The organism is Streptomyces sp. NPDC059649 (assembly GCF_042734445.1).
In the GTDB taxonomy this organism is placed as follows: domain Bacteria; phylum Actinomycetota; class Actinomycetes; order Streptomycetales; family Streptomycetaceae; genus Streptomyces.
The window spans coordinates 76,858-102,450 of the sequence record NZ_JBHWDV010000024.1; the positions used below are offsets into that span (position 1 = coordinate 76,858).

Sequence of the window (25,593 nt, forward strand, 5' to 3'; positions counted from 1 at the left end):
AAGAACCTTGCTGGGGCCAGGATCCCGTTGGGACAAAGGATCCGGTTGGGACAAAGGATCCGGTTGGGGCATAGGGCAGCAACAGCGTTAGGCCACAGGGCAGGACAGGACAGGACACCGTGCTGACACTTCACCGAGCCCGGCGAGGTGTCCACCTCACCGACACCCCTGACACTGCCCATGCCCGCAACAGCGACGCGGTTGCCGGCATGGGCAACGTCAGCGGTGTCGGTCAAAGCGAGGTGCTGACCGGTGACAGCGGCGTGGTCGTCGACGGATCCCGCATCGCCGCCATCGGCCCGTACGACGAACTCTCCACGACCTACGGCGACCGCGCCCGCCTCCGCGACTGGAACGGCACCCTCACCCCCGGCCGCTACGAACCCGACGGCGCCGCACTACTCGAGGCGGCCTACCACCCGGACCCGCGCGAGGCCGACGAACTCGGCACCGAACCCCTGACGGGCGAGGCGCTCGCAGCCCTCGACATGACCGAGGCCCGCTGGGGCGCCAGCGCCCGCCGAGGTCTGCAACGCCTCCTGGCCACCGGCACCACGGCCCTGACCGGCCCCTTCACCCGCCCCGCGGTCCGCACCGCCGTACAACGCTCCGGCCTCGAAGAACTCCCCACGCCCCGCCCCCGAACCCTCCACGTGGGCGGCCCCGCCAACTTCGCCCTCTTCGCCCCCGACGGCACCCCCCTGGCCACCGTCCTCTCCGGCCGCCTCCTCCACCGCCGCCACTAGCCAGATCCCCTCACTCTATGTAACGATGCGGGGAACAAATAACTCTCCGTAATCGTTGCCGTAACAAGGAAGAGGGCAAGGCGGCCAAGGGAGGCAAGGCAGGCAAGGCAACAACCAAGGCAGCCAGGCGGGAAGGCGACAAGGTGGCAGATGGCAGATGGCAGGTGGCAAGGCGCCAGGCCTCCCGGTCTCCCGGTCTCCCGGCTCCCCGGCCCACCAAGGGACGAGCCCGCCAAGGAAACGAGCCTGTCAAAGATCCGCCAACACCCCGACCAAGGGCCCGAGAAAGCTGGCCCGAGACACCGGCCCGAGACACCGCCCCGAGACACGCGGAGCCGCAGGTCGCAGGGCCACCCCGGCGAGGCGAGGGGTCGCAGGACGTACCCACCCCCCCCCCGCGAGCGGGCGAGGGGCTGAGGCAGGGCGGCCGGTCCCGCGACGGGGCGATGGGGCGACGGGCCGTTGGCCGCTGGGGCAGAGGTGGCTGGTGGGGTGGGGCGTGACGGGGCCAGGGGCGGCCGGTGGGGTGGGCGCCCCGCGGTCAGGGGCGTGCCCCGGGCGGGGAGCGGGCGGGGGACGGTGGAGAATGGCCGGGTGACCCGAGCATCCCTGGACAAGCAGCCGCACGAAGTCGCCGCGATGTTCGACGACGTGGCGGCGCGGTACGACCTCACCAACGACGTGCTCTCCTTGGGGCAGGCGCGGTTGTGGCGCAAGGAAGTGGAACGCGCGGTGGCCGCGCGGCCGGCCGAGCGGGTGCTCGACCTCGCGGCCGGGACCGGCACCTCCTCGCTGCCGTTCGCCCGGACCGGGGCGTTCGTCGTGCCGTGCGACTTCTCCGTGGGCATGCTGACCGAGGGCAAGAAGCGGCACCCGTGGTTGCCGTTCACCGCGGGGGACGGCACGCGGTTGCCGTTCGCGGACGAGGTGTTCGACGCGGTCACGATCTCCTTCGGGCTGCGCAACATCCAGGACACCAACGCGGCGCTGGCGGAGCTGTACCGGGTCACCAAGCCCGGTGGGCGGGTCGTCATCTGTGAGTTCAGCGAGCCGACCTGGGCGCCGTTCAGGACCGTTTACACCGAGTACTTGATGCGGGCGCTGCCGCCGGTCGCGCGGGCGGTGAGCAGCAACCCGGACGCGTACGTCTACCTGGCCGAGTCCATCCGTACCTGGCCCAACCAGCCCGAGCTCGCGGCGCGGTTGCAGGGGGTGGGGTGGACGAAGGTGGCGTGGCGGAACCTGACCGGGGGGATCGTGGCGCTGCACCGGGGTAGCAAGCCGGCCTAGGCGTCACCAACCTCACCGATCAGCACACCTAGAGCCTGTCCGGCGGATCGTGTGACCGTCCGGCCCCTGGATCGTCCTTCGGCTCGTGGGGCGGGACGATTTGACGAACGACGAGTGGGCGCGACTCGCGCGCGCGTCTGCTGAAGCAGGGTCGCCGGGGCGGGTGATCCGCGACTCGTTAGTCGTCCGAGCCGGTGGCCGAAGGCGGCACCTCGGCAACGAAGAACAGGAAGCAGGGTTTGGCCGAAAGCTCGTGGAAGCCGTCGGGGAAGAGTTCACGGGCGGCCGGGTCGGGCTGCGGCTCGCTGATGGTGGAAAGGCGGAAGCCGGCGGTGGTGAAGGCATCGGTCATCGCGTGCAACGGCTTGCGCCAGAACTTCATCGGGACGGTCTGCCCGCCAAACGTCCAGTCGAAGGTATAGCTGGTGGTCGCGAAGTAGTCGGGCCGCGGTTCCTGGATCGTGTAGGCCACGAACGGGTGGTCCACCGACGCGATCAGCCGGCCGCCGGGCCTGAGCACGCGCCGCAACTCGGCCAGCGTCGGCCCCCAGTCCTCCAGGTAGTGCAGGACCAGTGAAGAGACCACGTCGTCGAACGCGCCATCGTCGAACGGCAAGCGGTCACGAAGGTCGACCTGGTGCACGTCCGCGTCGTCACCGAGCCGTCGCTTGGCCAGTGCCAGCATCCCGGCGCTGGTGTCGATGCCGGTGACGACGGCGCCGCGGTCGCGCAGTGATGCGGACAGGGGGCCGGAGCCGCAGCCGGCGTCCAGGATCCGGCGGCCGGCCACGTCTCCGGCGAGGTCCAGCATCGCGGGCCGCGCGTAGTACGCATTCACGAGGCCGCACTCGTTCTCCGCCGAGTACGCCTCGGCGAAACTGTCGTAGTCATTCACACGGGCCGGATCCGCAGACCGGGCGAGGCGCTCGGGCACATCGGGTACGCGTTCCATCGGCGCAGCCTAGTAGTCACAAGTCCGCCGGACAGGCCCTAGACATCAAGCCTGACTGGCCACGCCTGACTGGCCACGCCTGACTGGCCAAGTTTGTCTGGGCGTTTGGGCTGTGGGGCGGGTGGGGTTGGGGGGAACCGGGGGTGCCTGGGTGGTGTCTGTAGGTTACGGTCGCTCGCGGTAGGCGCGGGCGATGTTTCTTGACCTGACCTTCCCGGAGTCCGTCTTGTCGTCGTTCTGTCCGGATTGTGGTTCCGCCTCGCCGCCGGAGGCCCGTTTTTGTATGGGTTGCGGGCGGGAGCGGCAGGGTGCCGTAGCGCCTGAATCTGAGTCACCTTCCTCCGCACCATCCGCACCGTCCGCACCGTCCGCACCGTCCGCACCGTCCGCACCGTCCGTGCCCTCCGTGCCGTCTGTGCCCTCTGCGCCGCCCGTTCCGAGTGCGCCGCCTGGTGTGTCTGTTTCGGCTGCGCCGCCTGCTGTGACCGGCCCGCCTGTCGTGAATGCCCCGCCTGCGCCTGGGGCGTCGGGTGGGGTGGCTGGGCGGTCTTCGCCTTTGGGGGTGCTGCTGGTTCGGGTGGCTAAGGGGGACTGGCTGGCGGCGGTGAAGGTTGCCGTGTGGCCGACCTTGTTGTTGCTGGTGCTCGCCGGTGTGGCGGCGATGTTCGTCGCGGACGATGCGCACTCGGGTGGGCTCGGGTGGGGCGTGCGGATGCGGATCGCGCTGGCGTTGCTGCTGCAGAGTGTGGGCGGTGGCGTCACGATATCGGGCAACATGTCTGAATCGTTCGGGCCGTTCGGTGGGCGGCTCGCGGGGGAGGCGACGCTGTCGCTGGTGCCCCTGGTGGTGACCGCGGCCTGGGCGGGGGTGTTGGTGTTCGCCGCCCGGCGGGTGCTGCGGCCGGCCTTCCTCTCCTCGTCCTCGGGTGGTGCCGCGATGGCCCTTGGGGCTTCTGGGGTACCGGGGAGCAGCGCGGCCGGTGTGGTCGGTGTGGCCGGTATGGCCCGTGCGCCTCGTACGGCCGGTGTGGTGGAAGCGGTGCTGCGGGTTGCGGTGCTGTGTGGTGCCGGGAGTTTCGTGCTGGGGCTGCTGGCGCAACCTTCGTACGACGGTGTGGAGTTGTCGTCGGCGCCGTTCCTGTCGTTGCTGTGGTCGTTCTTGCTGGCGGCCGTGGTTGCCGGGGTGGCGACGGCCGGGGCCGAGGCGGGGGCGTGGCTCGCTGCCCGGCCCGCGTGGCGGCTCGCCGTCGGCGCGTTGCGTACCGCGCTGCTGGCGCTGCTGATCGTGGTCACCGTGGCCGGGATCGTCACGGTCGTGACGCTGCTCGCCACGGCGAAGGAGGACATCAGCGGCGGCGCTGTAGTGGCCATGCTGATCCTGCTGCCCAACATCGGTGCGCTGGCGCTCGCGGTGGCCTGGGGTGCGCCGTTGAACGCGGCGTGGACGCTTCCCGACATTCCGTTCCTCGACCCCTCGGGCCATCAGTCGATCGGCTACGGAGAGTTGGGGGATCAGGGCGGCGGCTGGTTGTTGTTCGGGGTCATCGTCGGCGGGCTGGTGGGTGCGCTGCTGGTCGGTTTCCTGGTCGTACGGCGCAGCGCCGATCGTCGTGAACAGCTGTTGTCCGCGGGCTTCTTCGTGGCTTCCCTGATGGCGCTGGTGCTGGTCGCGGGGGCGAGCGCGAGCGCGGCGTTCCGGGCGGGCGGAGGCTACGGCTCCGGTGGTGGCTCCGGTGGTGGCTCTGGTTTCGGCGACGGCTACGGCGACGGTTACGGCGGTTACGGCGGTTACGGGGGTGGGTACGGCGGCGACGGCCTCGGTGCTCATGGCGAGATCGGCGTGGGTGGGGCGGAGACGCTGCTGTTCGCGCTGCTGTGGGTGTTCGGAGCGGTCTTGGTCGTTTCGTATCTGTGGCGGATGAGGGGGGTGTCGGGGGCGCAGTTGATGCCTCCGACGCCGACGCCGCCGCTGGTGCCTGGGCAGCCGGGTGCGGCGCCTGGGGCTGTGCCGTTCGTTGCGTCGCAGGCGGCTGGCGGGGCTTTCGTTCCGCCCGCCGCTCCGGTGACTGCCCCGGAGGTTCCTCCGGTGCCCCATTCCTCCCCTGAGGCCGCCACGGCCGCCCCGGCCGGTCCGCCTGCTCCGGCCGGTCCGCCCGTTCCGTCCACTGCCCCGGCAGCAGAAGCCCCCGCAGCAGAAGCCCCCGCAGCAGCAGCCTCGGCAGCAGAAGCCCCGGGAGCAGACGCCCCACCAACCGCCGCCACCCCCACCCCCACCGCCGCCACCCCCACCCCCACCGCCGTCACCCCCACCCCCACCGCCGTCACCCCCACCCCCACCGACGCCCCGTCCCAGGGCCGGCCGCGGCGCCGGGTCGGGAAGTGGGTGGCGCTGGCGCTGGCCGCGTTTCTGGTCGGTGGGGGTGCGATGGCGGGAGCGCTGTATTTCATGAGCCATCGGGACGCGGGCAACAACAGGGACGCCGGAAATCACAAGGACACCGGCAACCACACGGACGCCGGCAACCAGAAGTCCGACGGTGCCGGAAAGGGCGGCGGGGCTTCGGAGTCCGGATCGGCGTCCCCGTCGCCGTCCCCCGCGCCCACGGGCACCGGCGGGCCGGGGGCGACGGCCACCGGTGACCCCGCCGGAGGCCCCACCCCGGGCTCGACCGCCGGCCTCCCCGACGGCTTCGTCCAGAAGTACGACCCCTACGGGTTCTCGCTCGCCGTGAAGAGTGACTGGACGCGTTCGGTGAAGGGCACCCAGGTCGACTACACGGCCCCGGTCGGCAAGCAGTACCTGCGCATCGGGGTCATCGCGCACGCCCCGACCTCGTCGTACGGGAACTTCGTGAGCATGGAGAAGGGTGCCAAGAAGCGGACCAATTACCAGCGGGTGGAGCTGAAGAAGAACACCTTCGCCCATCGGCCGGGCGCCCGTTGGGAGTTCACGTACGTCAACGAGACCGGGAACACCGTGCACGCCATCGACCAGGCGTACGTGGCCGAGGACGGGACCGAGTACAGCGTCTACTACGAGTGCCTGGACGTGCTGTACGACCCCGAGAACGACAAGGTCTTCAGCACGGCGCTCAGCACATGGTCCGTCAGCGCCGTGGACGTCGACTAGGCGATGACCAGGCGATGAAGCCAGGGGAGGGGCAGTGGGAGCGGTGCGCTCCCACTGCCCCTCCCCTCACACCCCCAGCCGATAGCAGTGCCCCGTGCGTCCGCTCACCGGGATCAGCAGCGTTTCGGCGTGGTGCATGCCCAGGCGGCGGGTCACCGCGATCGAGCGGGTGTTGTGGGCGTCGACCATGGCGACGACGTGGCGTACGCCCGCTGCTCGTACGGCTTCCAGGGCCGCGGTGGCCGCGGCGGTGGCGTAGCCCTTGCCCCAGTACGCGCGCCCGAGGCGCCAGCCGATCTCGATCTCGCCCACCGGGCCCCAGTCGCGGGGCCAGGGCTGGGCGCCGGTGAAGCCCATGACGGCGCCGTCGGCCGGGTCGAGCAGGGTGTAGAGGCAGAAGCCGAGTTCGGCGTGGTGGCGGCGCTGGCGGGCGGTGAGTTCTTCGTAGACGGAGAGTTCGGCGGGGGCGCCGCCGTGGAATTCCATGACCTCCGGGTCGTTGAAGACCCGGTGCCAGTGCAGCGCGTCCTCGTCGGTGGGCACGCGGAGTTCGACGGCGGGCAGCGGCCGGTCCGGGCGCGGCTCGGGAACGGCCGGCGGGGTCGGGGTCGGGGCCAGGGACGAGGTCGGGGACGTGGTGAGCGGGGTCCGGTCTGCGGTCGGCGGGGTCTGGGACGTCACGGCACAACCCTTCGGCTTCATGGAGCAAGCAACGCTTCGGGCAAGGCCCCGGCTTCACGGACAACCCTTCAGGCCCGCGGCTTCACGGGACAACCCTTCAGGTGCTGATCACCGGGGCCCCCATAGACTGCACGTGCCCGGTGCCGGTCGGCACCCAGATATCCAGATAACGACTTCCGGGAGACACCGCCGTGACCGAGTCCGCGTCCGAGCCCGCGCCCGAGTCCGCGTCCGAGCCCGCGCCCGAGTCAAAGCCCGCGACCGCGTCCGAGCCCGCGACCGATTCCGGGACCACCGCCGGTGCGAAGCACAGCGCCGGCGCGGAGCCCATCGCCCTCTCGGAGCACTCCGCGGATGTGATCGTCGTCGGTGCCGGGCCGGCCGGTTCGGCCACCGCGTACCACCTCGCCAAGTCCGGTCTGGACGTACTGCTGCTGGAGAAGACCGCCTTCCCGCGGGAGAAGGTCTGCGGTGACGGGCTGACGCCGCGCGCGACCAAGCAGCTGGTGGCGATGGGCATCGACATCTCGGAGGAAGCGGGCTGGCTGCGCAACAAGGGTCTGCGGATCATCGGCGGCGGCTCCCGGCTCCAGCTGGACTGGCCGGAACTCGCCTCCTTCCCGGACTACGGACTCGTCCGCAAGCGCGACGACTTCGACGAGCAGTTGGCACGGCAGGCGCAGAAGGCCGGTGCGCGGCTGTACGAGCGCTGCAATGTGGGCGCGCCGATCGTGAACGAGCTGACCGGCCACATCACGGGTGTGCACGCCAAGCTCGGTGAGGAGAAGACCCCGGTCACCTTCCACGCCCCGCTGGTGGTCGCGGCCGACGGCAATTCCACCCGGCTGTCGCTGGCGATGGGTTTGCACCGCCGCGAGGACCGTCCGATGGGCGTCGCGGTCCGTACGTACTTCACGTCGCCGCGGCACGACGACGACTACCTGGAGTCCTGGCTGGAGCTGTGGGACCGGCGCGGTGCCCAGGACCGGCTGCTGCCCGGTTACGGCTGGATCTTCGGCATGGGTGACGGGACGAGCAACGTCGGGCTGGGCGTGCTCAACACCTCCGCGTCGTTCCGGGAGCTGGACTGGCGGGAGATCCTCAAGGCGTGGTGCGCGTCGATGCCGGAGGAGTGGGGGTACACGCCGGAGAACATGACCGGCCCGATCCGCGGCGCGGCGCTGCCGATGGCCTTCAACCGCCAGCCGCACTACACCAAGGGTCTGCTGCTGGTCGGTGACGCGGGCGGCCTGGTCAATCCGTTCAACGGTGAGGGCATCGCGTACGCCATGGAGTCGGGGGCGATCGCCGCTGAGGTGATCGTGCAGGCGCAGGCGCGGGCCACGTACGCCCAGCGGGAGCTGGCCCTGCAGCGGTACCCGAAGGTCCTCAAGGACACCTACGGCGGCTACTACTCGCTGGGCCGGGCCTTCGTGAAGCTGATCGGCAACCCGAAGGTCATGCAGATCGCCACCCAGCGCGGGCTGACCCATCCGCTGCTGATGCGCTTCACGCTGAAGATGCTCGCCAACCTCACCGACCCGACGGGCGGCGACGCGATGGACCGCATCATCAACGGGCTGAGCAAGGTAGCTCCGCGTTCATGATCATTCAAGCCGGATGGCTTGGGTCAGTTGTGGCCTACGGCGCGAGCCCGTTCACGCCGTAGGCCATGACTGGTTAGCCCGATTCGAGATCTGGGTAAGCCAGGCTGCGACTGCGCAGTACGGGGTCGCGTCCGAGCCCTAGCATGATCATGAACCCAGGTGGCTGAAGCCGTAACTTCCCAGCACTACGAAGCCGGATCGGCGGGCGAGCCGTAGGTGGCGGGACATCTTCTCTATGGGGAGCTCTGTCCATGTCCGCCTGGCTTGGTGACGTTGTTGTTCTCGTAGTGCTCGCACTGATCGTCTTCGTTAGCGTTCTTGCAGTGCTGCATCCGAACGAGAGGAAAGCCCGGCGCGCGGTTCGCGTCCTCCGGCTGCTGCTCAGGTCATTCCTCGGGCGATAGGTTCAGCGACTGTGCACGCGGGAGCAAAGCGTGAGTCGGCCCCGTGCCCTGCTCTGAGGGACCGGGGCCGTCGTCTGCTCCGCCTTCCAGGTCAGATCGCTCCGGCCAGGCCTGCCGCGTCACCGATGGCCTTCAGGTCGTTCGTCCAGGGCGAGCCGACCATCAGATCGTTGAACGCGATCATGCCGAAGAACAGGAAGAAGAAGGCCATGTACGGCGACGCCTCCATCGGGTCGCTGTCGATGCCGTAGGTCGGGGTGAGGGACAGCTCAATGGTGTCGTCCGACTCCCGGTAGAAGCACCCAGCCGCTGTGAGGGTGGCGTGCGAGAGCTGAGTCTCCCCGACGTACGACTCGAACAGTCCGCCGCCGAGGCTCTTGGCGAGAGCGTTCATCTGCGAGTACTGATTGGCCGGGTTGCTCGGGATCACGGCGTCCCGCACGGCGTCGGCAGCCTCCGGGTCGTATATGTACCCACCGTCGTCCGCCGCCTTTCGGAGACCGGCGTGCTTGAACTGGTGGGCCTTGTTCATGGAGTCCACGGCGTCTTCGCCGTCCCTGACGAGCCACTGGAGGTGAGCGACGTACTCGATCATCAGGCGCCGATTGGGAGCGGCTTCGTGGCCAAGTCCCTTGCTGTGCAGAGTGACCACTGCGGCGGCCTGTCGGTGCAGGGCGGCCACCAACCCCCATCCGACCTGAAACGGTCGACGGTTCTCGGGGGTGGGAGCGTGGTCGGCGGCGCCACCGACCAGCAGCTGGGTCAGAGCCTCCAGGCCAGGCACTGCCCGCCTGTTGAACTCTGCGATATCTACGGTCATACGCAAATCGTCCCGCACGTGGTGTCCCGTGCGCACCATGGTTTCCGAACTGACAAAGAATCATCCGGTGCGCCCATGAAAGGCCCTTTATGGAAACGGCACACTCTCGCGGTGGGTAGCCCACTCTCGTGCGGCGGCGGTGAGGGCGGCACGGTGCGGCAGTGGTCGAGTCCGTTCCCAGTCTTCCCACGCGCGGAAGACGGTGCGCGCGAACGTGGTGACCATGGCAGGGGCGGCAGCGCTGTATGCGGGAATCTGCCGGGCGATTGCTTCGGCCTGCTCTGCGGTGTGTCCGGCGGAGATGAGCCGCGGGATGGTCAACGCGGTGTCCGCCCATGCGGGGGCGGGGCAGGCTAGAGCCCAATCAAGTAGCAGCAGCTTGCCGACAGGGGTTACCAGCATGTTGTGCGGCGACATGTCTGTGTGAGCGAGCCCTCGACCTTGCAGCCCGGCTGGAACATCCTCGGGAAGGAAGTCGGCCCAACGTGTGTGAAGCGGCTTCTTACGCAGCGCCTCAGGCCACGGCACCTCGGACACGACGGTGAGCGTCCGCACAAGGGGGTCGAGATCGTCGGACCCCGGTGTCAGGTCCGGGTAGCGTCCCTCGACGTACTCGTACCCGTACAGCAGCCACCCGCCAGCGTCGACGTCCCAGAGGACGTGGGGCGCGCGAGGCGCGTTCCGGGTGACTTGCGCCTCGTGGCGGTACACCCAAGCCTGTGGGTCGTCACGGCGGGTGCCCTTGACGAACATTCGGCCCGCTCGTGTGTCGACGGTGCAGGCGAGTCGAGACATGACGCCGTGCGGTGCGGTCACGGCCTCCTCGACCGGGCCCGTGTGGTGCTCGACGGCGGCCCGGGTTGCAGCTGGTAGGTCGTGCCATTCGATGCGGTCCACCGCCGGTCTCCCTGCGTTGGTCGAACAAAAAGGGGGCCGGCCCCCGGTCTGGCCACAGCGTGGCACAGACCAGAGGCCGGCGGGGGCACCGTCAGGGATGGAACGGGCTGTCCGAGCAGTTCGCGTGGCACTGCGAGCACTCGGCGAGGTCCAGCTCGGGCCAGAACTCCATGTCGATCTCGTAGCCAGCGAGTGTGATCGCGTCGACTGTCCGGGCACGGAGTGCCTTGCCGCCCCCGTGCTCCTCCGGGTCGAGGTACCCGGGCTGGTGGTCCAGGAATCGGCCGAACTTCTCCTCGCAGAACTCCCGGTACGCCTTGGTGTGGAGCAGGAAGGCGTGCCAGAAGTCGTCGACGAGGGGCGACGGGCTGAGCGGCTTGTCGCTGTAGTCGCACGCGGCGAGGAAGGCGAGCATCTGCCCGACGCCACGGTCGGCCTTCTCCTCGGTCAGCTGCGGGAACTTGGCGCGCATGTTGTCGACCAGGGTCTCGCGCAGTTCCGTGCTGATCAGCGTCCGCGCGTCGGTCGTGGTGCGCTTCTGTGCGGTGGTCACGTTCCGTGCCTCCTTGTGTTGGGGTGGTGCTTCGGACGTGGTGGTGCGCACCGCGGCAGGCCCCGGTTGGCGGCCTCGGCCGCGGTGGAGTCCCCGCCCGCCCAGGGGGAGCAGGAAGCATCCGGGCGGGCGGGGGGCCTTATGCCGCTTCCGGGGCGGCGTCGGGGATGGTCAGCGCCGGGCCGTTGGCTCGAGGGCTGTCGAAGCCGGTGCCTACGAGCATCCCGAGACAGGTGAAACCGGTAGCCGTGCCGATGGCCCAGAGGACGCTGAGGAAGAACCCGACAGGATCGGAGAGTCGCCGTAAGCGGGCGGACGCGTGGCGGGCGCTCACAGCTTGCCCCCGCGTGCCGCGTCGCGCAGTTCGAGAATGCGCCCAACCTGGTAGGCGTACAGCTCCAGCTGCGCGGGGTCGAGCACGAGCAGGGATTCGCTGGTCCCGCCGTCCTCGTAGTGGACGGTGACAGGCAGGCCACCCTGCTCGGCGCGCTGGTCGTACAGCACGTCTCGCTTCTGCGGCGTGATGTGTGTGACCTGAGCGGGGACAGGACGCAGGGTTGTTCCGTCGTGGGGGGCGGACCACTCGTCGCCGCCTCCAGGCGGCACCAGGCCGTAAGTCCGTCTGCCGTCGCCGGGCAGAGCCACGACGACACCGATCTCGCCCTTGGCGGTGTCCCGAGCGAGGTCGCCAAGTCGGGGATAGAACGGTGCGGCGGTCCCTAACTCGCCGCCCTGCGAAGGGAGATGGGGGGTTCCTCGTCGAGTCATGCCCCTGACGCTAAGAGTGCGCCAGGGGCCCAATATGAATCAGAGGAATACGACCCTCATCCGTCGAGATGGAACCGGTCTGACATGCGGCGCAGCTTCTCGCGCGTCGCGGAGCGCTCGGCGTAGACGATGCTCCGCAGCGTCGAACGGGCCATGGGGTGGTTGCGCACAAGCTGTGGGGCGATGCGCTCGGCGGTCTCCAGTTCGGCGAGCGCCTTGTCGCGGTTTCCGTCCCACAGCCAGGCTCGGGCGAGGTCCATGTGGTGGTGCCCCTGCCGGGAGTTGGGCAGGGCGGCGACCAGTTCGGGACCCGTACGACGGTTTATCGCCAGCGCTCGGGTCTGGTCGCCGTATTCCAACGCAACACTGATCGCGTGAATCTGCACGTTGCCCGGTGAGAACGTGACTGAATGCCGGTCGTAGACCGGCGGGCCCTGTTGGTTGGTCATCCGTTCGGCCGCGGCGCGGGCATGCGCGATGCGGTCCTCGGATTCCGACGGTCGGCCCGCGCGGGCGGCCGACACAGCGGCGCGCAGGTGCAGAGACCCCCACATGCGGACGGCGAGAGGGTCGCCGCGGTCGTAGTCGTCCTCGATGCTGCTGAGAGCCTTGTCGGACAGCGACAGGGAGTCGTCCCAATCGGCGGTCGCCCACATGTCCCACACGCGCATCCAGTCGGCGAGCGCGGGCATGACGGGGTCACCGGACAGGCGGGCAGACCATGCCGCACGCTCTGCGGCCATGGTGATCAGTTCGGCGTGCCCGAGGGCATGGGCGGCCGTGTGGGCGAACTTGCAGGCGACGGCGTAAATGGCGTACGCCTCTTCGCGTTCGTGGCCGTTGGAAACCTCGGCGAGCGCACGCGCCTCACGCAGCAGGTCCGGCAGCACACGCAGGATGGCCACATTGGCGGCGGCGTCTCGTAGGCGATGCAGCCTGGTCATGTCGCGCCACAGTTCGCTGGATGGCCGGGGGGTGCCCTCGAATACCGGCGTGAGGTCGTAGCGGCGTAGTTCACGCAAGATGGATGCGGCGGCGACCTGCCACTGATTGTCAGCCGGGCTGCTGGTGTATGGGCGCCCGATCAGGTCGTTGGGATGAACGTGTAGCTCAGCCGCGATGGCGTTGAGCAGGCCGACGCGGTCAATCTCGATTTGTCCGCGTTCCATCTTGGACACCCACCCCTGAGACTTCCCCAGGGCGGCGGCGAGGTCCGCCTGTGGCATGCCCAGGCGCAGGCGCGCGCGGCGAACACGGCGGCCGATCTCCTCGGCTTCTTCCAGCATGCGCGGGGCTCCATCCGTTCGGGCTCTCTCAAGAACGGTACCCATGAGGCGCGGTGAGCGTCTTCCGTGGCGGCAGAACGACAAAGGCGCCCCTGCTCTGCGGCACGAGGCCGGAGATCGGGGGCGCTTCGCGCTTCAGGCTCACCCCGATTGGGCGCGCCGGAGAACCGTTGATTGATCGGTCAGGTACCAGCGTCCGCCGGCGTTACTGGCCACGCCATGTTTCCGGAGGTACGACAGGCTCGCACTGACGGCATCTGGCGTCGTGAAGACTCCGTCCTCTGCCAGTTGATCGACGATCTCGGTACGTGTGAGGGGGGAAGCCGTCCCTGCCAGTAGCGCGCGCACGGCAGGAGTGATGCGACCTCGCCCCGTAGCCGGAGCCGTCCGGCTTGACTCAGCGTCCGGCGGAGTCGGCCTAGGTCCGCCTGCCAGGCGCGCCAGCGAAAGGGACAAACCGTACTCTTCGTCCCGCAACTGCTGAATGTGCTCGGAGGTTGCTGCAATCTCGCGCCTGACCTCAGCCAGTCGCGACTGTAGAGCCTCCACCTCGTCCACGCGGCTCAAGTTATCAGGCGGTTGCTTCATGCCCTCCCTCGCACTTGACTTGACTTGACTTGAGTTCTTGGGATGTCGTAGTCTCGTGAGGGTTCAAGATGTTGCTGAGGTGTTAGCGCGAGGGGAGTGCCGGTGGGCCTTAAGGCGAACCGCGTCGTCGATCTCTTTTCCGGCGGCGGCGGCATGAGCTGCGGCTTCTATGCGCATCCCTCATTCGACCTTGTCGGTGCCGCCGACGTGGAGGTTGGGAAGCCGAGTACCGGGCACGGTGCGATCGGTTGCAACGACACTTACGCGGCCAATCTCAAGGTGGAGCCCCTGGCCGTGGACCTGTCGGTCATCTCGGCTGACGAGCTGGCGGAGAAGATGCCGGCGGACGTGGAGGACCTTGAGGTCCTCTTGGCGTGCCCGCCCTGCACCGGTTTCTCTCGCGCGGTGTCGAAGAACTGGGCGGAGGACGACCCGAGGAATTCTCTCGTTGCGCGTGTGGCTGATCATGTAGCGCGCATGAGGCCTCGGGTGTTCATGATGGAGAATGTTCCGCAGCTCCTGAATGGGAACTTCCGGCACCACTTCGCCGCCCTTCGGGAGAACCTCCAGGGCATGGGCTACAAGGTTCACGCCTCTTCGCATGCTTTGTCCCGCTTCGGGCTCCCGCAGCAGAGAGAACGAGCCCTCGTCATCGCGGTTGCATCCGACCTCCCCCTCTACACGCTCGAAGATCTCTGGCGGGGGTACGAGGTGAGCCCTCAGGCCATTACGGTGCGACGCGCCATCGCGCATCTCCCCAAGGTCGACTCAGGCGAGACTCACCCGGACGACCCCAATCACACGAGCACCCTCCTCAAGGGCGAGTCGCTCGAAAGAATCGCGGCAATGCCTCACGACGGAGGTAGCTGGCCCGACCTGCTCGGAAACCCCGACACGGAGAAGTACCTGATTCCGTCCATGTGGAAGGCCGTTGAGCGGGGCAGGCTGAACTCTTATTGCGACGTTTACGGGCGTATGTCATGGGACAAGCCCGCTGCCACCATCAAGCGTGAGTGCTCGCATGTTGGCAACGGGCGTTATGCTCACCCCGAACAGGATCGGCAGTGCACGGTTCGCGAGCTTGGCATCCTGAACGGATTCCCATCTGACTACATGTTCACCGGCGGAAGCCGTAAGAACCTCTACCGTCAGATCGGCGACGCGGTCCCCCCTCTTGTCTCCCACCAGCTCGCGTGGGTCGCTCAGTGGATCCTCACCGGCGAGAAGCCTGATCTCGATCAGGTGGTTCTGCCTAAGACCTCGCTGCGCGTGGACGACTTCGTTGCTGCAGAATCGGCGCAGCTCACGCTTGTGTAAAGAGGGTCAGCTCATCGCTGTCGGGCTTGGACACCACCCAAGAGCCATGGTGAATGCAGTACTTCGTCTGGTACCAGAGTCGAACCTTCTCGACGCTGGAATCCAGAAGCATCCTGAAAACCTTGTCCCCGTTGGTTGGGTGTGAGAAGTCCGCGCCGAAGCTGATCCCTGGCTTTCCGCCACGGTCCTTCTTCGTGAACATCTCAGGGGTGGCCGAAGTGAAGCAGTCGAGCAGGACCTTTTTCGGTACCTCCTCCAAGGTGTAGACGAAGCTGTCAGTTCGTGTCTCCGCGCGCAGGATCAGGATGCGGTCGTACCCGTCCATGTGCCGGGGGAGGCGTTCACGAACCTCTGCTGCACATAGCTCAGCCGTCGTCGCCTCGCGCACCCAACGAGCCTCGGAGAACTTTTCGATCTTGACCTGCGTAGCACTCAGCCCCTTGGCGGCTTCCGTCTTCAGCGACCATCGCTCGCCGTTCCCGAAGACGTCATAAGCGGACTCGCCAGGCGCCGGGTTGAGATCAGCCTCGTTGTGCCCTTGGGCAATCAGGCAACGCTTCATCGCGTACTCAAAGGGCTTCTTGTTGAGCGGCGCCTCGTGATTTGAGTGGTGGAGGCTGAGGAGATTGGACATCTCCTCAGCAAATGCCTCATCTACGATGTCTACGCCTGAACCCGGGATGAACTGGACGGGGATGTTGAGGCTCTTGACCATTGATGCCACGGTCTCAAGCTGTCGCATCGACAGGTGGTTAAGTCCACTGGTGATCTCATTGGTTACCCGCTCACGGTCGCTGCTCATGGGCTGAGACTACGTTCAGCTGCCCGTCTCGTCGAAGGCGTCGGCGTGAGGCCGGACTCACGCCCCAGCGTGAAGCTGGTGTGCCGGGGTGCACGTCACCGGGCCGTGAGCTGCCACAAGTTGAGGGCGACTCCGACGATTGCGACCAGGGCGAGAACGCTTGGGAGCGGCCAGCGAGAGCGTTCGAGGGCGTCGAGCCTCTGCTCGTGGTCGGCGAGCTGTCGGTCGACTTGGTCACCGCGCTGCACGACGAGGGCGAGCTGCCCGTCGAGGCGGGCGAATCCTGCCTCGACCGCACCGCGGAGTCGCTCAAGTTCGAGGGCGACATCGGACGGCGAGGGGTCGGTCACTCGGCGGTCCCCTTATCTGTTCGGCCGAAGGCGAGCAGCTCGTCGTCGCGGTGCGGGGCGGTGCGCAGCCACGAGGGCAGCAAGCCCTCGATGACGGGAAGGGCCATCACGCGCGTGATGCCCGCGGCGACGGCGAGCACGACGCCAACGCCGGCCGCGGTCTGCGGGATGCCAGCAGCGTCGATGATGAGCGGGGCGCCGGCGGCGAGGGCGAGCACGGTCTGCAGGACGGTGCGGATGGTGCGGCGAGTGGCGTCGGTCATGGCGGTACCTCGTTCCGTGGAAAAGGGAATGGGCCGCCCGCGGTGTGCGGGCGGCCCGTGGGGCGGGGTGGTCGGGGTCAGACCTTGGGGACCTTGAGCGCGTCCCAGGAAGCGCGGCCGGGCCACCCGTCGGCGTCGTCGCCGCGGTAGCCGAGGTGGCGCTGCCACCGTGCGTACGACTGGCGGTCGGACTCGGTCCACTTGGGTCCCGGGCCATCGCGGTATGCGGAGCAGCCGACGGCGACGAGGCGCCGTCCCATGGCGGTGACGATCGGCGAGCGCGGGTGCTTCCTGAACCAGTCGGCGCCCGGGAACGGCTCGTACGCCGACGGCTTGGGCTTGGGCGGTGTGGTGCCGCCTGGGCGCGGGGCGCCCTTCTGGACCCATGCGTACAGCGCCGGTCCGGGGCAGGCGGTCGCGAATCCGTCGCGGTGTCCCTTGATCTCGTTGCCGGCGCCGCCACTCTTACGCAGCCACTCGACGGCGTCGCGCAGGCCGGCGAGCTGCGCGTCGGTCGGGGTGGTCAGACCCGAGTCGCCGACCATGGCGCACACGGCGTAATGCGCGGAGATGAGCGAGCTGTTCCCGTTGGCGCCAGTCTTCTTGTGGGCGCCGCGGCCCTCGAACACGTAGCCGTGCGGGCAGACGATCGCGTTGTACGCGATGTCGGAGTAGTTCTCCTTGGTGTTGGCGAGGTGGCTCGCCTGGATCGCGCGGACGCGTGCCGCGCACTGCCCGTGATTCTCGGGGCGGGCGAGGGACGCCGGTACGGCTGTGCCCTCGTAATGGATCTTCACCCCTCGCGTGCTGCCTATGTAGGTGAGCGGGTGTCGGGAGGGACGGGCGCCCCACTGGGCGCGGGTCACGAACTGCAAGGGCCCTCCTCGGGCATGAGAAAAGCCCCGGGCCATGAGGGCACGGGGCGTGTTGAATTGGCGGGCGGTCTAGGCGAGCGCGGCCCAGAATCGGTTACTGCCGTTCTCCATCGAGCTGAGGGTGAGGGACGCGGGCGCCGTTGCGGCACCGGTCGCGTACGAGCCGAACCGGCGAACGGTGGTCAGACCGAAGACGTTGGGTGGGGAGCCGAACGAGCTCTCGGCAACGAGCATCATCGGGCCGTCGCCCGTGCTGGTGTTGTACTGGAAGCGCCACGCGACGTAGTACAGGCCGGTGGCGGCGGAGTAGGCGGCGGTGAGCGGGACGGAGACGGTCGCCCCGCCGGCGTTGTGGACCTCGGCCGGCTCGGCTCCTGCGGTCGACAGGTCTGCGGTCTGCGCGACCCTGGTTCCGGCGGAGTTGTAGAGCGCGGCCCACGATCCGGTGGTGAGTCCGCCCGCGTATCCGCCGAAGTGCCACACGATTTTCGTCACGGACGCCGCCGACCGCAGGTAGACGGCAGTGACGCGGATCGGGCCAGATCCGGGGTAGAGCGGGGCGGAGTGCCCGACGGCGGGGTCGAATGCCCACGTGAGCAGACCAAAGTCGGACGCGCGCCACTCGCCCCCGCCGAGCGCGTCCACGTAGCTCTTCCGGGCGAGGTGGTTGTCGGCGGTCGGTGCCGCGCTCGACGAGGGAACGCTGCTGAACGTCTTCGAGCCGGCGATCGTCTGCGTTCCGGTGAGCAGGACGGCGGTTCCGGCGGCCTCGGCGCTGACGTCGGCGGCGTTCAGCACGACTGTGCCGGTCTTGCCGTTGACGGACGCGACCGCGCCCGTGCCCCCGGCTCCGACGGTGAACGTGGTTCCGTCGGACTGCCGTACTTTCAGCGCGCCGCCCTCGGCGTACAGCAGCGCCCCCGACGGGTGGCTGCTGCTCGGGACGGTGGCGGCGTTGGCCACGGCCAAGATTCCGTCATCGCCGGCGCCGTAGTTGGTCACTGAGCCGACGGTCAGGTTCTTGACCTTGGCGGCGGTGTTCGAGACGAGCTCGGCATTCTTGTTGACGGCGGTGTACGCGGACTGATCGGCGTTGGACGCTTTGAACACGTCGGCGCCGGTACCGGCGTAGACGACGTGCAGGGTTCCGTCGGTGCGGCTGTATCCGCCGTTATTGGCGACGGCGCCGACGTCGGCCGCGGCGAGGACGATGTCAGCGGCGCTCTTGCCGTTGACGGACTGGACGACGCCTGGAGCACCAGTGGCGCCGGTCGGCCCGGGGTCGCCCTTGTCGCCCTTGGGGCCGCGCAGGTTCCCGCGCGCGGTGCCCCATCCGGAGCCGCTGTTCTGGTAGACGTCGCCGGTATCGGTGCGCAGCAGCAAGTCGCCCGCCCTGGTGCCGGTGCTCGACGTGCTGCCGTTGTTCAAGTACCACGCGGCGCCGCGCACTTCGCCGCCGAGTTGCGCCCACGATCCGGCGGTGCGCTGCCAGGTGGTGACGGTCGTACTGGTCACCCCGAGCACGGTCGCCGTCTCGTACCTGATGTAGAGATCGCCGTCGATGCCGATGTCGGCGGCGGGCGGGGCGCTGCCGGTGTAGATCCGTGAGCCGGGGGCGCCGGCCGGTCCGGTGTCGCCCTTGGGTCCGGGTACGCCGACGTAGTTCGGTTTCGAGGGGTCGGTCGGGGCGATGTCGGCGAGGTCGACGAGGGGCTGCGCCTTGGGTAGCAGGACGTTGTACGTACGGCCGACGGGGATTCCGGCGAGCTGCTCGGCGACGATGTACGCCCATCCCGACGGGTCCATGTCGGGGGCGTCGGTCGCGGGCAGGGTGACCTCGATCGCGCCCTGCGCGTCGAGCGGAGCGACCACGGGGCCGCCGAGGATCACGTCGGACTGGGGGAAAGTGAGCTGCGCGGGGGCGCGGAAGGTGACGGCGCCGGACAGGGGGCGACCGGAGGGGTCGAGGAACCGTCCGCGCACGGTGACGCTCGGGATGTTCTCGGGCAGCACGAAGGAGGGCGCCTCCTTGTCAGTCGTCGATGGCGCGCAGTCCCGGCTCGTCGCCGGCGGGCGGCGGACTGTCGGCGAACGACGCGGCCGGAACGCTGAGCGGGTCTTGTGCCGCCGCTGCTGTGGCGGCTGTGCGTACGGGGGTGTCGGGCGCCTCGTCGGCGGTGAAGGTGTTCCGGGTGTAGGCCCGGTAGAGGCGCGTCTCGACGTTGACGCCGCTGTTCTTGGCGCGGTGGCTGACATCCCACGTCACGGTCTGCAGGAACTCGACGCCGTCGAGCGGCGCCTCGATCGTGCGCTGCGTCCATGTGTTCGCGGCGACGTCGTACTCGGCGAGTGTCCTCGCGCTGTCCCCGGACGGCGTCATGGTCACTTTCACTTGTCCGCCACCCGTGCCTGCGTACGTGAACACGACGATCACGGCGACCGCGTTGTGTGCGGGGCTCGCGCCCCACCACGCGGTGTCATAGGCGGTGCCGGTGTAGGACTGCCGCGCGGTCGGGTACAGGCCGATGGGTATCCAGGGGCGGCCGAGGAATCGCTCGGAGAACGCGTCATCCATCACGATCACGTCGCGGTTGCCCTGGTCGCGGTTCCACACGCGGACCATCTGTCCGGCGCCGGCGGCGTTCTCGTCGCCGACGGTGAGGGCGGCGGTGCCGTCCGTGGGGCGGGCGATGCCGACGGCCCAGTCACCCGCCGGGGTCTCGCCGGTCATGAAGATGCGGTTACCGTTCGGGGCCATGGCGATCAGCCGTCCGCCCTCGCCGATCACGACATCGCCGTGCAGCACCTCATTCAGCGCGGGACGCATCTGCGCCCGTCCGGTGAGCTCGCGCACCTGCCGTTCGAGAGCGCGGATACGGTCGAGCAGGTCGAGGGGTACAGCAGCCACTAGGCGGCCTCCATGTAGAGCTTCGCGGTTTCGGGTCGGCCGCGCACGGGTGGGGAGATCGCGAGGCCGACGACGCGGTACCGCTCGTCGAGGCCCTCGGCGAACCAGTCGTCGCGGATGCGTACGCGGACGGTGGCGCCGAGCAGAGCGGGGGACAGGGGGATGCGGTCGAGTGCGACGGTGATCTCGGGAATGGTCCGCGGCTGGCGGGCGGCGGCGAGGTCCGCGCGCGCGTGCGCGGCGAGGGTGGCCTGCTCGGTCACGGTGGAGTAGTCGGCGGTGCCGTCGAGGCGCGGCCATCCTGCGGCGATGTCCTCGTCGGCGACGAGCACCTCGGAGAGCAGTGGCAGGGACTCGGCTGCTTGGTTCTTGTTGTCCGAGGCGCCCCGTGCCTGCCACGCGTTCGCCTGAACGCTGGCGTCGATAGGCCACCCGTACGACATGATCGGCCCGGGGCGGTCGAGGACGATCTCGCTCGTTCCGGCCCTGATGATGGGCGAGCCGAGCTGCAATCGCTTGATGCGTCGCCCGCTTCCCGGGTCGCGGTACGACATGATGCGCCACTCGAACCCCTCCTCGACGGCGCCGAGTTGGTCGAGAAGCTCGCGTATGCGCGGCTGGTCGTACCGGCGATAGAGCCGGTCACGGACGACGTTCGAGACTTCCGTGCCGAACTCGATGCCGATGTCGCCGCCGTCCACAGACTGTGCGTAGGCGATCAGGCCCCGGGCGATGTCGAACTGATCAGTCTGCTTGGCCTCTTGGGTGTCGAAGACGACGCGGTGATCGAGGTAGCTCGCCCACCCGCCGGCGCCGATCTGGAGCCCGAGAAACCCGCGGTCGTTGCTGCTCACGTTGGCGGTCCAGACGACGCCGCCCCACCAGATTTCGGCGCCGCGCTCGATCCACAGAGCGGTGCGACCGGGCTCGACGGCGACGCGCGCCCGCTGTGCGATCTGCCGGTTCGGGAGCGGGACGGTCACGCTCGCCGAGCCGGTCTTGCCGATGTAGTCGTCGAACGACACGTCGGTGAGCGGCAGCGCGTCGAGGACTTGATCAGAGCGCAGATCGCACAGCAGCGCCCGATACATGGGGGCGGCCACGGGCTTACCCCCCCTCTACGCGTCGAGCGGGTACTGCACTCCGGAGAGAGCGGCCCAGGTGGTCACGCCCGTGACGCTGATGAAGCGCAATTGCCCGCTGGTCTGGACGTCGAGCTTGATGTCGACGCCGCCGGCCGCGATCGGCACGGACGTGAGCGCGGCGGGCCGGCAGTTGGCGGGCAGCACCGCGGCCAGAAGGTTCCCCGAGTTGGGGATCGAGCCGGACGTCGCCCAGGACACGCCGCCGCGGAGTTGCAGGAACGGCACGCCGGCGATGGTGACGCGCCGGTATCGCACGGTGCCCTGCGCGTTGCCGTTGTTGGTGAACCCGGAGGCGAGTGTTACCGCGGTCCACCCGACGGACGGTTCGAGGGGCTGCCACGCCGTACCGTCCCAGCGGTCGAGGCCGGCGCCGTTGTCGCGGTACTGGCCCGCATAGGCGCCCGCGAACGACAGTCCCCAACCGCGGGGGATGATCCCGCCGTACGCCGCGGTGTACCGGCGGCGGTCGGCGAGCGCGCTTTCCCACGTAATCCCGCCGGTACCGGCCGAGGCGCCCGCGGGAACGGTGATGTCCCACAGGCGCAGACAGGCCGAGGGCAGGGTCGGCGGACTCGGCGTCGCATTGGGCTGCCCTTGGACGATCTCGACGGCGACGGCGGTCTGCTCGCTCGTGTCGTACAGCCCGTCGTAGACCTTGAGTACTACCGAGTCGATGCGCGTGTACTGGGCGTTCCCGTCGCCGACGGTGAGCGTCTCGGGCGAGGTCACGGCCACGGGATAGGCGCCCTGCGCGGTGGTGCCCTGGACCAGGGCGCGGCCGGTGCTGATCTGTACCTGCATGGCGGCGACGCCTGTCGCCTTGAGCGGGTCGCCGCCGGCGATCACGCCGTCGCGGGATGTCATGGCGGACTCGGGCGCCATGGTGCCGAGCGGTACGAGGCGGGTGTCTTCTCTGGTCTGCCCGTTGGGCAGCAGCCATCCGGCGCGCACGGTCACGTCGGGGTGTCCTCCTTACCAGTAGGCAGAGCGCCACCGGAGCGAGCAGGCGGCGCGCGGGTCGCTCGATCCGGGGGCCGCGCGGAAGGTGAGCGAGGCGGCGCCAGGGGCGAGGCTGAACAGCGGCTCGGGCACGCTGCGGGCGGTCGCGGTGTAGAGGCGCGAGGCAGTGCGGTTGAGCGTGACCGTGCCGGCCGCGGTGTCGACGAGCAGCTCGTCGTCGGCGGCGAGGGCGATGTCGTATTCGAGGACGGCGCCCGTGCGCAGGTTGGTGATGGACGGGAGCTCGACGGGGCCGCAGAAGCGCACGAGGGGATGCGCGGGGGCATCGCCGTCGTTGGCCGCGGTGACCGTGCCAGTACTGCCCGGGGTCCCGAACGCGAGTGGGTAGGTCAATGCCTCGGGGCCGGGGTCGACGTGCCAGTCGAGGCCCGGCTCGGGCATCGGCAGGCGGGTCTCGGCCTGCTGCTCGACGAGCGCATAGCGGCGCGGGTCGGATGCCTCCCACTGGATCGCCGCTCCGGTGACGGTGCCGAGCGCGTAGCCCTTGCCGACGGGTACCGCGCGGCGCACCACACGGGCGTAGGCGAGTAGGGGGCCGCGCTCGTCGATCCACACGACGAGCGGCTGCTCGTCGTCGCCGAGGGCGGTCGCGGTGTTCAGTGCGCGGACGGTGGCGCCGATGGTGCCGCCGGGGGCGCGCACGACCATGTCGTCGAGCGTGATCGTGCGCGCCTGCGCGAGCAGGTGTCCGGGGTAGCTGCCGTGTCCGTCGGCGCGGTTGACGCTTCCGGAGTCGAGGGCGGGGAGTTCCTCCCACCCGGTCAGGGAGCGCCACCGGTAGGGGGTGCCGGGGCCGATGAGCAGCTCGTCGCCGAACTGGACGTGTCCGCGCTGGGTGACCTTGTCGCCGGCGGCCACGATCACCCCCTCTGCTTCATGTGCCAGGCGAGCGCGGCGGCGTTCTGCTCGGGGGTCTGCTCGCCGCCGTGCCAGTGCTCGATGTGGACCGAGGCGCCGCGCCCGCTCGGCCCGAACGCTGTTCCGCCCGCGCCGAAGGGGGCGGCGAGCTGCGGCAGGGCGGGGACGGCGGGCGGGGTGACGAGCCGGCGCATGGTGCGGTCGACGGCGTTCTGTCCGCCCTCGATGCCGCGGACGAGGCCAGCGGGAATCCAGCGGCCGATGTCACGGGCCATGACCCGCGAGGGCGAGTTGATCCCGAGCGCCCGAGCGATCGGCCCGGGGATCATGTCCTTGGCCCAGCCGATCAGCTTGTCTTTGATCCACCCGCCCATGGACTTGATGCCGTTCCACAGGCCGCGGACCACGTCTTTGCCCTTGCCGAGCAGGAGTGAGCCGAGGGAGCCGACGGCGGAGGCGAGGCGGCCGGGCAGTCCGCGCAGCCAGTCGACGGCGGCGAGCGCGAGCTGAACCTGACCGTCCTTGAAGCGGCGGAACGCGGCCGTCGCGACGTTCCAGAGTTTCGAGGCGAGGCTCGCCAGTGCCGAGACGAGGCGCCCCGGGAGCCCGGCGACCCACTTGACGCCGTCCGAGCCGAGCGTGCGCACGGCGGACCAGGCGGCCGAAAAGCCGGACTTGATCTTGTCCCAGTATTTGACGACCAGCCCGACGGCGATCCCGATCGGTCCGGTCAGGATCGCGAGCAGCATCGGCCAGTTGGCCTTGACGAAGTCGATCACCCAACCGGCCGCGCCGACGATGCCGTCGAATGCTGCCTTCAAGATCTCCCAGGCGACCGAGGCGGCCGTCTAGATGCCGGACCAGGCAGCTTGAACGATCTGCCGGAAGGTTTCGCTCTTTTGGTAGGCGAGGACGACGCCGGCGACGAGAAGCGCGATCAGCCCGACAACGAGCATGATCGGGTTGGCGGCCATGACCGCGTTCCATGCGGCCTGCGTCGCTGCCCACGCGCGCGTGGCCGTGGCCGAGATCGTCTGCCACAGGGTCCACGCCTTGACCGCGAGCGTTACGGTCGTGATGACGGTCGCGAGGACCGTGAGGACCGGAGTCGGTACGGCCGAGATGACCTGCGCGAACGCGGAGACGAGTAGCGCGGTTGTGCCGAGCAGCGGCCCGAGGGCGACGAGCAGGTCGAGGACGGCGCCGCCGAGGTTGCCGAGGGTCTGCGCCCCAGTGCGGGCAAGGTCGAGGAAGTTCGCGAACCCCTCGGAGTCGCCGAGGTTCTGCCCGAACTCCGCGAACCGCGCCGAGAGATCGGCGAGCCCGCCCGACATGCCGGTCGAGACGGGCAGGAACGCCGACAGGATGCCGGCGAACCCGATCGCAACGTTCTTGAGAACGTCGAGGAAGTTGGCGAGGTTCGGGCCGGCGGCCTCGCCCATGTCCGCGGCGAACCGCTTGAACGGCGCCGACTCGACGCCGGCGCGGACCTCGTCGAGGAAGTCGCCGAACGCCGCTGCCGCGCCCTTGACGAACGGGGTCAGGGTCGGCAGCAGATCGCGCAGCAGCTCAATGCCCTTGGCGAAGACGGGCATTGTGGTGCTGCTGAGCGAGTCGGACCAGGACTTGACGTCCTCTTTCAGTCCGATGAACGACTCGGCCGTCGCCCGGGTCGCGGGCGGCATCTTGGCGAGCGCGTCTTGATACGCCTGCTGCGCGGCGGCGGCCTCTTCCCCGCCCTTGGCCGCGGCGTCCTGCGCCGCCGTATACAGGTCGTAGGCCGAGGTGACCTGTTCGAGCTGCGGTCCGGCGGCGAGCGTGAACGCTTTGACCGCGGCCTGCGCGGCGACGGCGCCGGCGGCGAGTCCGCCGATCGCGACGCCGACCGCGGCGACCGCGGGCAGACCGACGCCGATCCCAGCAACGGCCTTGCCGACCAGGGCGAGGCACCCCGAGGCGCGCTCGGAGCCCTCGCCGACCTCGTCGCCGAGGGCGGCGCCCATTGCCGCGGACTCGGCGACGAACCGGCCGCGCAGATCGCGCAGCCTGCCATCGGTGCCGCGCTGCAAGTCGCGCAGCGCGCCCTCGGCCGAGGCGACACCCTGCCGGGCGCCGCTGTCGTCGAGGTCGATGAACCCGACGAGCTCGCCGATGGTGAGTGCCAAGGGAGCTCACCTCCCTTGGCCGCGCTATTCAGTTGTCAGTGATCGATAGGCACTCCGGTGAGTCGTGCGATCTCTGAGGGGTCGGTCACGGCGCGGGGCGTGCGCTGCCACAGGCGGGCGAACGCACTCTCGGCGGGCAGTCCGCCGAGCAGGACGAGGAAACGACGG

Annotated in this window: 23 protein-coding genes; 5 read left to right on the forward strand and 18 right to left on the reverse strand. The window is 69.2% G+C overall.

Annotated features, from left to right (window positions below; genetic code table 11):
- Window positions 1–209: 209 nt before the first annotated feature.
- Together ACFV1J_RS23665 and ACFV1J_RS23670 are read left to right on the forward strand one after the other, a co-directional pair.
- Window positions 210–746, forward strand: a complete 537-nt coding sequence (locus ACFV1J_RS23665; RefSeq protein WP_385861094.1) for a hypothetical protein — start codon at window positions 210–212, stop codon at window positions 744–746.
- Window positions 747–1,340: 594 nt separating this feature from the next.
- Entirely contained in the window at window positions 1,341–2,036 is a 696-nt protein-coding gene (locus ACFV1J_RS23670) for a demethylmenaquinone methyltransferase (protein WP_385860986.1), read from the forward strand.
- Between the two features lie 178 nt (window positions 2,037–2,214).
- Here ACFV1J_RS23670 and ACFV1J_RS23675 read toward each other — a convergent pair whose 3' ends face one another.
- Window positions 2,215–2,988 (reverse strand): class I SAM-dependent methyltransferase, encoded by a 774-nt coding sequence (locus ACFV1J_RS23675; protein WP_385860988.1) that lies wholly within the window; start codon window positions 2,986–2,988, stop codon window positions 2,215–2,217.
- Window positions 2,989–3,565: 577 nt separating this feature from the next.
- Here ACFV1J_RS23675 and ACFV1J_RS23680 point away from each other — a divergent pair.
- Entirely contained in the window at window positions 3,566–6,118 is a 2,553-nt protein-coding gene (locus tag ACFV1J_RS23680; protein ID WP_385860990.1) for a hypothetical protein, read from the forward strand.
- 66 nt (window positions 6,119–6,184) lie between these two features.
- On the opposite strand, the gene ACFV1J_RS23685 is transcribed toward ACFV1J_RS23680, so the two are convergent.
- Window positions 6,185–6,736, reverse strand: a complete 552-nt coding sequence (locus tag ACFV1J_RS23685; RefSeq protein ID WP_385861095.1) for a GNAT family N-acetyltransferase — start codon at window positions 6,734–6,736, stop codon at window positions 6,185–6,187.
- Between the two features lie 392 nt (window positions 6,737–7,128).
- Between ACFV1J_RS23685 and ACFV1J_RS23690 the strand changes: the two genes are divergently transcribed.
- Window positions 7,129–8,406 carry a geranylgeranyl reductase family protein gene (locus ACFV1J_RS23690; protein WP_385861097.1) on the forward strand — a complete coding sequence of 426 codons (1,278 nt, stop codon included), beginning with the start codon at window positions 7,129–7,131 and terminating at the stop codon, window positions 8,404–8,406.
- 495 nt (window positions 8,407–8,901) lie between these two features.
- On the opposite strand, the gene ACFV1J_RS23695 is transcribed toward ACFV1J_RS23690, so the two are convergent.
- The 5 genes from ACFV1J_RS23695 to ACFV1J_RS23715 form a co-directional block, all read right to left on the reverse strand.
- Window positions 8,902–9,630, reverse strand: a complete 729-nt coding sequence (locus ACFV1J_RS23695) for a hypothetical protein (protein WP_385860992.1) — start codon at window positions 9,628–9,630, stop codon at window positions 8,902–8,904.
- Between the two features lie 87 nt (window positions 9,631–9,717).
- A complete protein-coding gene (locus tag ACFV1J_RS23700; RefSeq protein ID WP_385860994.1) occupies window positions 9,718–10,527 on the reverse strand; it encodes a phosphotransferase in 810 nt (269 codons plus the stop codon).
- A gap of 91 nt (window positions 10,528–10,618) precedes the next feature.
- The gene (locus ACFV1J_RS23705; RefSeq protein ID WP_385860996.1) at window positions 10,619–11,080 is read right to left on the reverse strand and encodes a glycine-rich domain-containing protein; all 462 of its coding nucleotides are present in this window, start codon (window positions 11,078–11,080) and stop codon (window positions 10,619–10,621) included.
- 330 nt (window positions 11,081–11,410) lie between these two features.
- Window positions 11,411–11,848, reverse strand: coding sequence for a hypothetical protein (locus ACFV1J_RS23710; RefSeq protein ID WP_385860998.1), 438 nt, complete (start codon window positions 11,846–11,848; stop codon window positions 11,411–11,413).
- Between the two features lie 56 nt (window positions 11,849–11,904).
- Window positions 11,905–13,134 carry a helix-turn-helix domain-containing protein gene (locus ACFV1J_RS23715; RefSeq protein ID WP_385861000.1) on the reverse strand — a complete coding sequence of 410 codons (1,230 nt, stop codon included), beginning with the start codon at window positions 13,132–13,134 and terminating at the stop codon, window positions 11,905–11,907.
- Window positions 13,135–13,824: 690 nt separating this feature from the next.
- On the opposite strand from ACFV1J_RS23715, the gene ACFV1J_RS23720 reads away from it, so the two are divergent.
- Window positions 13,825–15,039 carry a DNA cytosine methyltransferase gene (locus tag ACFV1J_RS23720; RefSeq protein WP_385861002.1) on the forward strand — a complete coding sequence of 405 codons (1,215 nt, stop codon included), beginning with the start codon at window positions 13,825–13,827 and terminating at the stop codon, window positions 15,037–15,039.
- Here the strand turns inward: ACFV1J_RS23720 and ACFV1J_RS23725 are convergent.
- From ACFV1J_RS23725 to ACFV1J_RS23775, 11 genes are all read right to left on the reverse strand, one after another.
- Window positions 15,026–15,841: a hypothetical protein gene (locus ACFV1J_RS23725; RefSeq protein ID WP_385861004.1), complete on the reverse strand. Its 816-nt coding sequence runs from the start codon at window positions 15,839–15,841 to the stop codon at window positions 15,026–15,028. The genes ACFV1J_RS23720 and ACFV1J_RS23725 overlap by 14 nt on opposite strands.
- A 95-nt stretch (window positions 15,842–15,936) precedes the next feature.
- Window positions 15,937–16,191, reverse strand: coding sequence for a hypothetical protein (locus ACFV1J_RS23730; RefSeq protein ID WP_385861006.1), 255 nt, complete (start codon window positions 16,189–16,191; stop codon window positions 15,937–15,939).
- Window positions 16,188–16,454 (reverse strand): hypothetical protein, encoded by a 267-nt coding sequence (locus ACFV1J_RS23735; protein ID WP_385861007.1) that lies wholly within the window; start codon window positions 16,452–16,454, stop codon window positions 16,188–16,190. The genes ACFV1J_RS23730 and ACFV1J_RS23735 overlap by 4 nt, the downstream gene beginning before the upstream one ends.
- Window positions 16,455–16,531: 77 nt before the next feature.
- On the reverse strand, window positions 16,532–17,329 hold the full coding sequence (locus tag ACFV1J_RS23740) for a peptidoglycan-binding protein (protein WP_385861009.1): 798 nt from the start codon (window positions 17,327–17,329) through the stop codon (window positions 16,532–16,534).
- A gap of 69 nt (window positions 17,330–17,398) precedes the next feature.
- Window positions 17,399–19,342 (reverse strand): hypothetical protein, encoded by a 1,944-nt coding sequence (locus ACFV1J_RS23745; RefSeq protein WP_385861011.1) that lies wholly within the window; start codon window positions 19,340–19,342, stop codon window positions 17,399–17,401.
- Between the two features lie 19 nt (window positions 19,343–19,361).
- Window positions 19,362–20,237, reverse strand: a complete 876-nt coding sequence (locus ACFV1J_RS23750) for a hypothetical protein (protein WP_385861013.1) — start codon at window positions 20,235–20,237, stop codon at window positions 19,362–19,364.
- Window positions 20,237–21,328 carry a hypothetical protein gene (locus tag ACFV1J_RS23755; RefSeq protein WP_385861099.1) on the reverse strand — a complete coding sequence of 364 codons (1,092 nt, stop codon included), beginning with the start codon at window positions 21,326–21,328 and terminating at the stop codon, window positions 20,237–20,239. Before ACFV1J_RS23755 ends, ACFV1J_RS23750 begins: the two co-directional genes overlap by 1 nt.
- A 27-nt stretch (window positions 21,329–21,355) precedes the next feature.
- The gene (locus tag ACFV1J_RS23760; RefSeq protein WP_385861015.1) at window positions 21,356–22,339 is read right to left on the reverse strand and encodes a hypothetical protein; all 984 of its coding nucleotides are present in this window, start codon (window positions 22,337–22,339) and stop codon (window positions 21,356–21,358) included.
- A 15-nt stretch (window positions 22,340–22,354) separates the two neighbouring features.
- Window positions 22,355–23,260, reverse strand: coding sequence for a phage distal tail protein (locus tag ACFV1J_RS23765; protein ID WP_385861017.1), 906 nt, complete (start codon window positions 23,258–23,260; stop codon window positions 22,355–22,357).
- A gap of 2 nt (window positions 23,261–23,262) precedes the next feature.
- Complete coding sequence (locus ACFV1J_RS23770) at window positions 23,263–24,081, reverse strand: hypothetical protein (RefSeq protein WP_385861019.1); 819 nt, start codon at window positions 24,079–24,081, stop codon at window positions 23,263–23,265.
- 27 nt (window positions 24,082–24,108) lie between these two features.
- The gene (locus tag ACFV1J_RS23775) at window positions 24,109–25,425 is read right to left on the reverse strand and encodes a hypothetical protein (protein WP_385861021.1); all 1,317 of its coding nucleotides are present in this window, start codon (window positions 25,423–25,425) and stop codon (window positions 24,109–24,111) included.
- Window positions 25,426–25,593: the final 168 nt, after the last annotated feature.